Below are 12,692 nucleotides of genomic sequence, written 5' to 3'. Positions count from 1 at the left end.
CCCGTCGTATTGCTTCCATTCTCGAGGGGGCAAATCCGGCGATTGTACTGATTGCGCAACAGAACGCACTGACAAAATTAGCAAAAGGCCATCAAGCCGATGAAACGCTTGTTTGATTGCTTGCGCTACTCTTTCTCGCTCACCTGCAACGCCCCATCCCACCCGCCACCCAGCGCCGCAATCAACTGCACGCTGGCAATCAATCGACTCTGCATCAAGTCCAGCATGTTGCGTTCATTATTCAGCGTCGTAGCCTGGACCACCACTACATCCAGATACGCAATCAATCCGGCCTTGTATTGATTCTGGATCAGACGCAGTGACTCACGTGCTGCATCCAGTGCCTGTTGGCGCACGACAGATTCATTTTCCAGGACCTTGAGTTGCACCAGGTAGTTTTCCACTTCCCGGAAACCATCCAGCACCGTCTGGCGGTAGTTGGCCACGGTTTCGTCGTACGCGGCCTCACTGCGATCGACTTCCGCCGAGCGCTGGCCGCCGTCGAACAAGGTCATCGCCAGTTGCGGCCCGACCGACCAGAAGCGGTTAGGCACGCTGATCCAGTTGTTGGAGGTGCTGCTGCTGTAACCACCGTTCAAGCTCAGTGTCAGGTCCGGGTAATACGCGGCCTTGGCCACGCCGATGTTGGCATTGGCCGCCATCACCGAGCGTTCGGCGGAAGCAATGTCCGGACGGCGCTCGAGCAATTGCGACGGCAAGTTCAACGGCACGTCAGGCAATAGCGGTATGTCTGGGGTTTCCGCCAGGCTGAACTCGGCCGGTGGCAGCCCGATCAATACGGCAATGGCGTTCTCGAACTGGGCACGCTGCCAGATCAGGTCGATCATCTCGGCTTCGGTACTCTTGAGCTGAGTGGTGGCTTGCGCCACCGCGTCCTTGCCGGAAACACCGGCGCGGTATTGGTTTTCGGTCATCTTCAGCGAGCGCTGATACGCCTCGACCGTCGCTTGCAGCAAACGTCTCTGCTCATCGATCACCCGCAATTGCAGATAGTTCTGCACCAGTTCCGACTGCTGGCTCAGGCGCATCGCCGCCAGATCGGCAAAACTTGCCTCGGCGTTGGCGGTGTCGGCCTCCAGGCCCCGGCGCAATTTGCCCCAGACATCGGCTTCCCAACTGACCCCGGCCTGGGCGGTATAGGTGTCGCGAATGCCGCTGGAAGAGCTGGTCAGGCTCGAACTGCTGCTGCCGGTACCCTGGCTCGAGCGGTTCTTGCCGACTGTCAGGTCCACGGTGGGGAAAAACGCCCCACGGGCAGTGCGCACCAGGGCCTGGGCCTGACGGTATTGGGCCTCGGACTGCGCAACCGTCTGGTTGGCGCTGTTGAGTTTTTCGATCAGGCCATTGAGCTGCCGATCGCCATACAACTCCCACCAGGCACCCCGCGCCAGGGCATCACTCGGATTGGCCTGACGCCAGCCGGCCGCTTCCTTGTATTGCACCGGCGCCGCGGCTGCCGGGCGCTGGTAATCCGGGCCGATGGCGCAGGCACTGAGCAGCGCCACGCACAGCGACAGGCTGAGTAATCGCGAACCGCGGGCCGTGACCATGGGTGCAACCAGATTGAAAAGCGAGCGGTCAGTCATAGCGGAGTTTCCAGAGCAGCATCGGTACGCACCCCACGCCAGTGATTGAAGCGATGGCGCAGTTTGTCGAGATAGAGGTAAACCACCGGGGTGGTGTAAAGGGTCAGCACCTGGCTGAAGATCAGCCCGCCGATGATGGTCAGGCCCAGGGGCTGACGCATTTCCGCACCTTCGGCGCGACTCAGCAGCAACGGCAACGCACCGAGGATAGCCGCCAGCGTGGTCATCAGGATCGGTCGCAAACGTTGCAGGCAGGCGCTGCGGATGGATTCCAGCGGTTCCAGGCCCTGATGCCGTTCCAGCTGCAAGGCCAGATCGATCATCAGGATGGCGTTTTTCTTCACCACGCCGATCAACAGGAACAGGCCCAGCAACGAAATCAGGCTGAACTCACCGCCCAGCGCGTAGATGGACAGCAGTGCGCCCACCCCGGCCGACGGCAAGGTCGACAGAATGGTCAGCGGATGGATGTAGCTTTCATACAGCACCCCCAGCACCAGGTACACCGCCACCAGCGCACCGAGAATCATCCACGGCTGGCTCTTCTGGGTGGCGGCGAACGCATCGGCGGTGCCGGACATCTTCGCGATCACGCCTTCGGGCAAACCAACCTTGGCAATCGCCCGCTCGATGGCGGCCGTGCCCTGCTCCACCGTCACGCCTTCGGCCATGTCGAAGGAAATGCTCTCGGAGGCGAACTGGCCTTCGTGGCTGACCCGATCGTCTTCCAGGCTGTTCTCATAATGGGCGATGGTCGACAACGGAATCCGCGCACCGTCGGCGGTGATTACCTGGACTTGCTTGAGGGTGATCGGATCCTGGGCGTATTTCGGGTTGACCTCCATCACCACTTGATACTGGTTGAGGCTGTCGTAAATCGTCGAAATCTGCCGCTGGCTGTAGGCGTTGTTGAGCACCGAGGTGACCATGTTCATGTCCACGCCCAGGCGTTTGGCCTGATCGCGATCGACAATCAGCGTGACTTGCTGGGCGCCACGGCCTTCACGGGCGTCAATGGCCGTCAGCTCCGGCAACGCCTTGAGCGCTGTCACCACTTTCGGGTACCACTCGCGCAGCGCACCCAGATCGCCGCTTTGCAGGATGTAGGAATACTGCGAGGTGGTCTGTTCACGACCGCCACCGAATTGCAGGTCCTGGTCGGCCATCAGCATCAGTTGCGCGCCGGCGACCTTGGGCATTTCCTTGCGCAAACGTTCAATGACTTTCTGCGCCGACAGGTTACGTTCCTTGATCGGTTTCAGGCGCACCAGCATGAAGGCGTTGTTGGTGCCGTTGGTGCCGCCGATGAAGCCGGCAACGCTTTCCACCGCCGGATCCTTGAGCACTTCACGCCGGAAAATTTCCATTTTCGGCTGCATCACGCTGAACGACAGCCCATCGTCGCCGCGCACGAAACCGATCAGCTGGCCGGTATCTTGCTGAGGCATAAATGTTTTTGGAACAACGACATACAGCGCAATGTTAACGCCAACTGTAACGAATAGACTGAGCAAGGTAAGAAAACGGTGGCGCAACACCCAATCGAGGCTGGTGGCATATTTGCCGACCATCCATGCATTGGCCCGCTGACTCCAGCGCTGCAGACGGTTCTCCTGACCCGGTGTGTGCGGCTTGAGCCATCGGGCGCAAAGCATTGGCGTCAGCGTCAGCGAGACCACCAGCGACACCACGATGGACGCCGCCAGGGTGATGGAAAACTCGCGGAACAGGCTTTCGACTATCCCGCCCATGAACAGGATCGACAGGAACACCGCCACCAGCGAGACGTTCATCGACAGCAGGGTGAAACCGACTTCCTGGGCCCCAAGGTACGCCGCCTTCATTGGCGGCACGCCTTTGTCGATGTGCCGGGAGATGTTTTCCAGCACCACGATGGCATCGTCCACCACCAACCCGGTGGCCAGGATCAGCGCCATCAGCGACAGGTTGTTCAGCGAGAATCCGTAGAGGTACATCACCGCGAACGTACCGACCAGCGACACCGGCACCGCCAGGGTCGGGATCAACGAAGCGCGGAAGTTACCGAGAAACAGGAACACCACCAGGATCACCAGCGCCACGGCGATCAGCAGGGTCATTTCCGCTTCGTGCAGTGTTGCCTTGATCACCGGCGAGCGGTCCATGGCCAGGTTCAACTTGACGCTTGCCGGCAACACGGCTTGCAAGGCCGGGAGCTGGGCCTTGATCTCGTTGACCGTCTCGATGATGTTGGCCCCGGCCTGGCGGTTGATCACCAGCAATACCGCCGCGTCGTCGTTGAAGAAACCACTGTTGTAGCGGTCCTCGACGCCGTCGCTGACCTTGGCCACATCCTTCAGGCGCAGGGCCGCGCCATCCGCGTAATGGATGATCAGCGACTCGTAATCCTTGGCTTTTTCAAGTTGATCGTTGGCCTGCACCTGCCACAACCGCTGGCCGTCTTCGACCGAACCCTTGGGGCGGCGCACGTTGGCATTGGCGATGGTGTTGCGCACGTCGTCCAGGGCCACGCCGTACTGGTTGAGCGCCTGGGGTTCGAGTTCGATGCGCACCGCAGGCAAGGAGCTGCCGCCGATCTGTACTTCGCCGACACCCTGCACCTGGGACAGGCTCTGGGACAGGATCGTCGAGGCCAGGTCGTAGAGCTGGCCTTTTTCCAGCACGTCAGAGGTCAATGACAGCACCATGATCGGTGCCTGGGACGGATTGACCTTCTTGTAGGTCGGCATACTGCGCATCCCGCTGGGCAGCAGGTTGCGCGAGGCGTTGATCGCCGCCTGCACTTCCCGCGCCGCGCCGTTGATGTCGCGGTCCAGGTCGAATTGCAGGATCACCCGGGTCGAGCCCTGGCTGGAACGGCTGCTCATGGTGTTCACACCGGCAATCGCACCAAAGGAGCGCTCCAGCGGCGTGGCCACGGTCGACGCCATCACCTCCGGGCTCGCGCCCGGCAGGCTGGCCTGGACCACGATCACCGGGAAGTCCATTTGCGGCAGCGGTGACACGGGCAACAGGCCGAAGCTCACGCCGCCCAGCAGCATGATCGCCAGGCTCAGCAGCATGGTGGCCACCGGGCGCTTGATGAAAGGTCCGGAGAGATTCATGGCTGCTCGACCACTTCCACGGACTCTGCTTTGCGGCCCCAGCGACGACCGAGACGGTCGAAGTACAGGTAAATCACCGGGGTGGTGAAGAGCGTCAATACCTGACTCACCAGCAAACCGCCGACCATCACCAGCCCCAGGGGCTGGCGCAACTCGGCGCCGGAACCAGTGGCCAGCATCAACGGCACCGCGCCGAACAAGGCGGCCAGGGTGGTCATCAGGATCGGCCGGAAGCGCAACAGCGCCGCCTGATAGATTGCCGTCTCCGGGTCCAGGCCCTGATTGCGTTCAGCGTCGAGGGCGAAGTCGATCATCATGATCGCGTTCTTTTTCACGATACCGATCAGCAGGATGATGCCGATGATCGCGATCATCCCCAGGTCGTTGCCGCTCAACAACAACGCCAGCAAGGCGCCAACCGCCGCCGAGGGCAAGGTCGAGAGGATGGTGATCGGGTGGATGTAGCTCTCGTACAGCACGCCCAGCACGATGTACATGGTCACCACCGCCGCCAGGATCAGCAGCAAGGTGCTCGACAACGAGGCCTGGAAGGCTTCGGCCGCGCCCTGGAACTGGGTCTGCACGCCGATCGGCATGCCGATGTCCTGCTGCACCTGCTCGATGATCTCCACTGCATGCCCCAGAGCCACGCCGGGGGCCAGGTTGAACGACATCATCACCGCCGGGAACTGGCCGATGTGGGTGATCGCCAACTGCGCCTGACGCTCTTCCATGCGCGCCAGGCTGGACAGGCGCACTTGACCGCCATCGGTGGTCTTGACGTGAATCTGATTCAGCGCGTCCGGGCCGATTTTCTCGCCGGACTGTGATTGCAGGACCACGCGGTACTGGCTGGCCTGGGTGTAAATGGTAGAAATCTGTCGCTGGCCAAAGGCGTCGTACAGCGCGTCGGTGATGTTCGACACGGAAACGCCGACCCGCGATGCCGCATCACGATCGATCACCAGATAGACCTGCAAGCCCTTGTCCTGCAAGTCGCTGGCGACGTCGGTCAACTCCGGCCGTTGGCCCAGCGCTTCCACCAGGCGGCCACTCCACAGGCTCAACAACTCCGAATCCGGTGAAGACATGCTGAATTGGTACTGGGTGCGACTGACCCGGTCTTCAATGGTCAGGTCCTGCACCGGCTGCATGAACAGGCGGATGCCGATCAGTTTGTCCAGTTCGGGTTGCAACCGGGCAATCACTTCGGTCGCGCTCAGGTCACGGTTGCCGTGGGACTTGAGGTTGATCAGCAGTCGGCCGCTATTGAGCGTCGAGTTGTCACCGTCCACGCCGATGTAGGACGACAGGCTCTCGACCGCCGGATCGGCAAGGATCACCTTGGCCAGTTCCTGCTGGCGCTCGCTCATTGCCGCAAAGGAGATCGACTGCGGCGCTTCGGAGATACCCTGGATAACCCCGGTGTCCTGCACCGGGAAGAAGCCCTTGGGCACCACCATGTACAGGAATACGGTCAGTGCCAGGGTGCCGATGGCCACCAGCAGCGTCAGCGGTTGATGCTTGAGAACCCACTTTAACTTGCGCCCGTAAGCCGCGATCATCCAATCAATTGTTGCGCCGCTGGCCCTGTAGAATCGGCCTTGTTCTTCCTCCTTGGGTTCACGCTTGAGCAGCCGCGCGCACATCATCGGCGTCAGGGTCAGGGACACCACCAGGGAAATCAGGATGGCCACCGCCAGGGTGATCGCAAACTCGCGGAACAGGCGCCCCACCACGTCTGCCATGAACAGCAGCGGAATCAGCACCGCGATCAGCGACAGGGTCAGGGAAATCAGGGTGAAACCAATCTGTTTGGCGCCCTTGAGCGCCGCATTCATCGGGCTGTCGCCCTCCTCGATGTAGCGGGAAATGTTCTCCAGCATCACGATCGCATCGTCCACCACGAAACCGGTGGCGATGGTCAGGGCCATCAGGGTCAGGTTATTGACCGAGAAGCCGGCCAGGTACATCACGCCGAAGGTACCGATCAGCGACAGCGGCACGGCCACCGACGGAATGATTGTGGCGCTGGCGCGGCGCAGGAACAGGAAGGTCACCATCACCACCAGGGCGATGGCGATCAGCAATTCGTGCTGCACGTCGGTGACGGAAGCGCGGATGGTCTGGGTGCGGTCGGTGAGCACCACCACATCGAGACCGGCCGGCAGGTTGTCGGTGATGCTTGGCAGCAAGGCCTTGATCCGGTCGACCACTTCGATCACGTTGGCGCCAGGCTGACGCTGGATGTTCAGCAACACCGCCTGGTTTTCATTGGCCCATGCCGCCAGCCGTTCATTCTCGGCGCCATCGACGATCTCTGCCACGTCCTTGAGCCGCAACGGCGCGCCGTTGGCGTAGGCCAGGATCAGGTTGGCGTAATCCTTGGGCGAGGTCAGTTGATCGTTGGCATCGAGCATCGAGACCCGGGTCGGGCCGTCGAAGTTGCCCTTGGGCTGGTTGACGTTGGAGGCACCGATCAACGTGCGCACGTCAGACAGGTTCAGGCCGTTGGCCGCCAGGGCCTCGGGGTTGACCTTGATCCGCACGGCCTGGCGCTGGCCGCCAGCGATGCTGACCATGCCGACCCCGCTGATCTGGGCGATTTTCTGCGCCATGCGGGTGTCGACCAGATCATTGAGCTTGGGCAACAACATGGTCTTGGAGGTGATGGCCAGGGTCAGCACCGGGGTGTCCGCCGGGTTGACCTTGTTGTACACCGGCGGCGCGGGCAGGTCCGTGGGCAGCAGATTGGTCGCGGCGTTGATCGCCGCCTGCACCTGTTGCTCGGCCACGTCCATGTTGATGTCGAGGCTGAAACGCAGGGTCAGCACCGAAGCGCCGCCGGAACTGGTCGAGGCCATCTGGGTCAGGCCCGGCATTTGCCCGAACTGACGCTCCAGGGGCGCGGTCACGGCGCTGGTCATCACGTCCGGGCTGGCGCCGGGGTACAGCGTCATGACGCGGATGGTCGGGTAATCGACCTGGGGCAAGGCCGACACCGGCAGCAGCCGATAAGCGATCACGCCGGCCAGGATAATCGCCAGCATGCTCAGGGTCGTGGCGACCGGGCGAAGGATGAACAGCCGCGAGATGTTCATGCGCCGCCCTTTTTCGCCTTGTCGCTGACGGTCGCGTCAGGCGCGGTGGCGGCGGACTTGCCTTGCAGATGTTCGGTCGGGGTGGTCGGTACATCCTTGCTGTCGTTGACCACTTCCACTTCGCTGCCTTCTTTGAGGCGGTCGGTGCCTTCCAGGACCACCCGGTCTCCGGCAGCCAGGCCCTCGGTGATCACGGTGTTGTCGCCGTCACTGGCGCCGACTTTCAACTGGCGGATCGTGACCTTCTTGTCGCCGTCCATCGCGTAAACAAAGGTGCCGTTGGTGCCGAACTGAATCGCCGCCGAGGGTGCGAGCACGACGTCCTTGAGCGTGTCGGCCAACAGGTGGACGTTGACGAACTGGTTGGGGAACAACGCCTGATCACGGTTCTCGTAGCGCGCCTTGAATTTCAGGGTGCCGGTGGTGACGTCGATCTGGTTGTCCAGGCTCTGCAACACGCCAGTGGCCTGCAGCTTGGTGTCGCCGCGGTCCCAGGCTTCGGCGGGCAGCTTGGCGCCGGTGCGATAGCGGGCCAGCACGATGTCCAGGTTGTTTTCCGGCAAGGTGAAGGCCACGCTGATCGGTTGGGTCTGGGTGATGATCGCCAGCGCCGTGGTGTCGTTGGCGGCAACCAGGTTGCCGACGTCCAGCTGGCGCAGGCCCACGCGACCGGTAATCGGCGCGCGAATCCGGGTGAATTCCAGATTGAGCCTGGCGTCGTTGACGGCGGCCTGGTTGGTCTTGACCGTGCCCTGATACTGCCCCACCAACGCTTCGGCGGTGTCCAGGGTCTGCTTGGCGATACTGTCTTCGCGATACAGGCCGCGGTAGCGTTCGACATCGACCTGGGCGTTCTTCAGCTGCGCCTGATTCTGCAGCAGGGTGCCTTCGGCCTGCAGCAAGGCGTTCTGGTAAGGGCGCGGATCGATCTCGGCCAGTAAATCGCCCGCCTTGACCATCTGCCCTTCCTCGAAGGCAATCTTGATCAGTTCGCCACCCACGCGGCTGCGAACATTAATGGTGTTCAGCGCCGTCACGGTACCGAGGGCCTTGTAATACAGCGGGAAGTCGCCCTTCACCGCCGACGCCACCCGCACCGGTACCGGCCCGGCCGCCCCGCCAAAGCCCGGACGCATTCCCCCGGACCGACCGGTGTGCCCGGCCACGGCTTTTTGCCCCGCGCCTTCTTTTGGCGCAGCCCCGCCGGGCCAGAATTTCCAGCACAGGACGGCGATGACCAACAGCACAAGCAGGCCGAACAGCCAGCGACGGGAACTACGGGAAGCGGAGGATTGCATTGAATGATCAACCATTGGGCGCGTGGGCTTCTTCTACGGGAGGCTGAACGATAAGCACTGGAGGGGTTTTAGCAAAGCGCCTTTACCGGCAATTTACCTTTGGCTTACGTAACAGGAGGTTTGTCTAAGACACTGAAGCACAAATGAAAACGGCCTGGACAGGGCCAGGCCGTTAACAATTGTAAACGTTTGCTTATTTCAGAACGGCAAGTGCCGCATCGTAGTTAGGTTCCTGAGCGATTTCCTTGACCAGTTCGCTGTGCAGGACGTTGTCGTTTTCGTCCAGCACCACGACGGCACGGGCAGCCAGGCCTTTGAGCGGGCCATCGGCAATCGCCACGCCGTAGTTCTCGATGAACTCGGCACCGCGCAGGGTCGACAGGTTCTGCACGTTGTCCAGGCCTTCGGCACCACAGAAACGGGCCTGGGCGAACGGCAGGTCAGCCGAGATGCACAGCACCACGGTGTTGGCGAGGTCGCTGGCCTGGGCGTTGAACTTGCGAACCGAGGTAGCGCAGGTCGGGGTGTCGACGCTTGGGAAGATGTTCAGCACTTTGCGCTTGCCGGCGAAGTTCGCCAGGGTCACGTCAGACAGATTACCGGCCACCAGGGAAAAGGCTGGTGCCTTGGAACCGGCTTGTGGCAGTTGACCGTTGACTTGCACCGGGTTGCCTTTAAGAGTGACTTGAGCCATGAACGGAGTCCTTCTGATCGTTGATGTGGAGATTTTTGACGAGGCCGAAGTTAACCACGAAACGGGCTGACGACCTATGGTCAGATACAAATCGTGATATGTCGCGCAAAAGCCGATAAAAAACCCCGCGTTTCATCTGCTCCCACCATCCCCGGGGTATCAGAAATTTTCAGCGATGTTTCGTCAGCAGCGTTGTCGATTCAGGTAAGGGTCATTCGACTAGAGGTGAATCACCCAACCCAGCGGAGACAAAACCATGCGATTCATGATTTTTGTGAAAGCCAGCCCGGATTCCGAAGCCGGCATTCTGCCCAGCGAAGAACTGATGACCGCGATGGGCAACTTCAACGAGGAACTGGTCAAGGCCGGCATCCTTGTCGATTGCGACGGCCTGCAACCCAGCAGCAAGGGCGCCCGAGTGCGTTTCTCGGGGGACCAGCGCACGGTGATCGACGGTCCGTTCGCGGAAACCAGGGAGTTGGTCGCCGGCTACTGGCTATGGGAGGTGGAGACGAAAGAGGAAGCGATCGAGTGGGTCAAGCGCTGCCCCAACCCGATGCCGGGCACCGACGCCGAGATCGAGATTCGCCCGGTGTACGAGGTGCAGGATCTGGGTGCCGAGTTCACACCGCAACTGCGCGAGCAGGAAGATCGACTGCGTGAGCAGATGAAGAAGCGTTAAGTATCGCAGGACTGCCCGGTATGCAGCCGATGCTCATGCCGGGTGAACTGGGTACTGGAAAATTTCTACTCCCCGAACCCTAGCCCCCCTTTCACTGGCGAACCCGCAACCAGCTGCTAAGTTCAACAGACGCGTCTACAGGCCTGACAGGAAAGAGATTTCGCAGTAACGGCCGTCAAATTTTAACTCGTCCGCTGAGCCACCAGGGAATCGGGGGAATCATGTCGAAACATCCAGGCGCGAGCGCCCTGCTGTTGGCGGCTTCACTGGCGTCAGCCTTTTGTGCACACGCCGACAACGCCGACACCGCCAATAAAAGCAACAACCCGCTGAACCTCGCGCAGGGTATGAACCTGCAGGACTATTACACCCCGAGATACTACGACTCCAATATCCATACCCACGACCTGCAGGTGCGCGGCACGCTGCCGATTGTGCCCAACGATTTCATAGGGGTCCCGCAACTGCTGCGCGCCAGTGCGCCGATCAGCACTCGGCCCGATCCCAATGGCGGCTACAGCACGGGTGAAGGTGATCTGAACCTGATCGATATTTTCCTGCTCAAGACCGATGGTGTGCAGCTGGGCATCGGCCCGCAGATCACCGCCCCCATCGCCGACCAGGACGAACTCGGTACCGGTAAATGGCAGGCCGGCCTGGCCGCCATCGCGATCGATTCGTCGCCCCGGGGTTTGCTCGGTGCAATGGTGCAATACCAGAATTCGTTTGCCGGCGACGGCGATCGCGAGCATGTTGAATCGGCGACCCTGCAACCCTTCTTCATTCACAACCTGGACAGAGGGTGGTACCTGCGCTCCACCGCGACCTGGACGTTCGACCTGAAGCACGACACTTATTACATCCCTGTCGGGTTCGGCGCCGGCAAGGTGTGGAAGTCCGCCAGCAATATTCTTAACGTGTTCGTCGAACCGCAGTGGACCGTGGAGCGCAAGGGCGTTGGCCTGCCGCAATTCACGCTGTTCGCCGGGCTCAATGTCACCTTTGGCCAATGAGGACTTTGATATGAACCATTTAATTCGCGCAGCGGGCTTCAGCCTGATGACCATGTTCGTCAGTTGTGGCGTCGGTGCCCGGGACCTGGATAAACCGATCGGAATAGAGTTTTATCGGGCGAGTCTGCACGCCTGTGACGGTGACCGGGATGCCTGGTCAGGAATATCCGCGAGGTGATGCGCGGGGATGGAGGGAATCCGTATATCCGGTGGTTGTCGGGGAGTGAATATGGCTGCCGGTGGAACCGCATTCGCGAGCAGGCTCGCTCCCACATTTGATCTGCGGTGTACACAGATCCACTGGGGGAGCGAGCCTGCTCGCGAAGAGGCCCTCAGCCCCAGCACATCATTGAAACCTACTTGGACTTGAGCTTCAGATACGACTGATGCAAATCCGAAGCCCAACCATCGACCACCCCTTTCACATCATCGGCCTTCATCACCTGGGACTCGTTTTCCAGCGGTTTGCCGGTGCCTTTGCGCACCACCTGGGCCACAACCTTGTTGTTGCCGCCATCGAGAAACACCGCTTCAGTGGCCAGGTCGGTTTCCTGGTCGCGAATGCCGCTGGCCGTGCTTACCGCCGCCGCCACCAGAACAATCGGAAGCACTTCATAAGGCTGCAGACCTTTGGTCTTGCTGCTCACGGCAGTGATCGCCGCTCGTAACACAAGCACACCGGGGCCCGGACCTGCCGCCAGAGGCAAGGATCTGCCAACTTCACGCTTGAGCGCCTGATCGTAGTAACTGGTGATGCCGTTGAGGGTGGACTGCGGAATCTTCGCGGTCGGTTGAGGTTTGGGATAGAGCTGGGTCGGTTCGATGTAAATGCTGGAATATTTGTTGATATCGAGGTTGGGATCCACCCAGCGCATCACCGTGGCACCCGAGGGCGACTTGGCTTCCTTGAGCTGGCTGTAGTCCTTGAGAAACCCCGAATATTGGTCCGGGTCAACTACTTTACTGGAGCAGCCCACTACTCCGATCGAGGCAATGCACAGAGTGCTCATCATTAACGCAAGCTTCATGCTGTAACTCCTGTAAGCAGGTCGACAACGGGACGAACAAAGGTGTTACAGGTATAGCTAATACAATGCATTTTGCTTTGAAAATCGCAATATTCATCTATCCCGCGCGTCCAGATCACAGCCGAATTCATGCCGGATCACTGCACCTGGTGCAGGATCGCAGCA

9 protein-coding genes are annotated in these 12,692 nt (G+C 60.7%); 3 read left to right on the top strand and 6 right to left on the bottom strand.

Translation table 11 applies throughout. From position 1 onward, the window contains the following. Nucleotides 1-125: 125 nt before the first annotated feature. From ACA041_RS14675 to tpx, 5 genes are all read right to left on the bottom strand, one after another. Nucleotides 126-1,607: an efflux transporter outer membrane subunit gene (locus ACA041_RS14675; protein WP_497441768.1), complete on the bottom strand. Its 1,482-nt coding sequence runs from the start codon at nt 1,605-1,607 to the stop codon at nt 126-128. Further along, on the bottom strand, nt 1,604-4,711 hold the full coding sequence (locus tag ACA041_RS14670; RefSeq protein WP_497441767.1) for an efflux RND transporter permease subunit: 3,108 nt from the start codon (nt 4,709-4,711) through the stop codon (nt 1,604-1,606). The genes ACA041_RS14675 and ACA041_RS14670 overlap by 4 nt, the downstream gene beginning before the upstream one ends. After that, nucleotides 4,708-7,812, bottom strand: a complete 3,105-nt coding sequence (locus ACA041_RS14665) for an MdtB/MuxB family multidrug efflux RND transporter permease subunit (RefSeq protein WP_497441766.1) — start codon at nt 7,810-7,812, stop codon at nt 4,708-4,710. The genes ACA041_RS14670 and ACA041_RS14665 overlap by 4 nt, the downstream gene beginning before the upstream one ends. Next, nucleotides 7,809-9,125: an MdtA/MuxA family multidrug efflux RND transporter periplasmic adaptor subunit gene (locus ACA041_RS14660; protein WP_497441765.1), complete on the bottom strand. Its 1,317-nt coding sequence runs from the start codon at nt 9,123-9,125 to the stop codon at nt 7,809-7,811. The genes ACA041_RS14665 and ACA041_RS14660 overlap by 4 nt, the downstream gene beginning before the upstream one ends. Nucleotides 9,126-9,303: 178 nt before the next feature. Beyond that, nucleotides 9,304-9,804, bottom strand: a complete 501-nt coding sequence (gene tpx / locus ACA041_RS14655) for a thiol peroxidase (RefSeq protein ID WP_497441764.1) — start codon at nt 9,802-9,804, stop codon at nt 9,304-9,306. A 256-nt stretch (nt 9,805-10,060) separates the two neighbouring features. Here tpx and ACA041_RS14650 point away from each other — a divergent pair, with 256 nt between their 5' ends. From ACA041_RS14650 to ACA041_RS14640, 3 genes are all read left to right on the top strand, one after another. After that, nucleotides 10,061-10,486: a YciI family protein gene (locus ACA041_RS14650; RefSeq protein ID WP_497441763.1), complete on the top strand. Its 426-nt coding sequence runs from the start codon at nt 10,061-10,063 to the stop codon at nt 10,484-10,486. A 221-nt stretch (nt 10,487-10,707) separates the two neighbouring features. Next, nucleotides 10,708-11,499 (top strand): hypothetical protein, encoded by a 792-nt coding sequence (locus ACA041_RS14645; RefSeq protein ID WP_497441762.1) that lies wholly within the window; start codon nt 10,708-10,710, stop codon nt 11,497-11,499. Nucleotides 11,500-11,509: 10 nt separating this feature from the next. Beyond that, nucleotides 11,510-11,677: a hypothetical protein gene (locus ACA041_RS14640; protein ID WP_497442218.1), complete on the top strand. Its 168-nt coding sequence runs from the start codon at nt 11,510-11,512 to the stop codon at nt 11,675-11,677. Nucleotides 11,678-11,855: 178 nt separating this feature from the next. Here the strand turns inward: ACA041_RS14640 and ACA041_RS14635 are convergent, their stop codons facing one another. After that, the gene (locus tag ACA041_RS14635; protein ID WP_497441761.1) at nt 11,856-12,527 is read right to left on the bottom strand and encodes a DUF3313 domain-containing protein; all 672 of its coding nucleotides are present in this window, start codon (nt 12,525-12,527) and stop codon (nt 11,856-11,858) included. Nucleotides 12,528-12,692 lie beyond the last annotated feature (165 nt).

This window comes from Pseudomonas sp. LBUM1676 (genome assembly GCF_059695605.1).
This window is presented reverse-complemented; position numbering and strand designations above follow the sequence as displayed.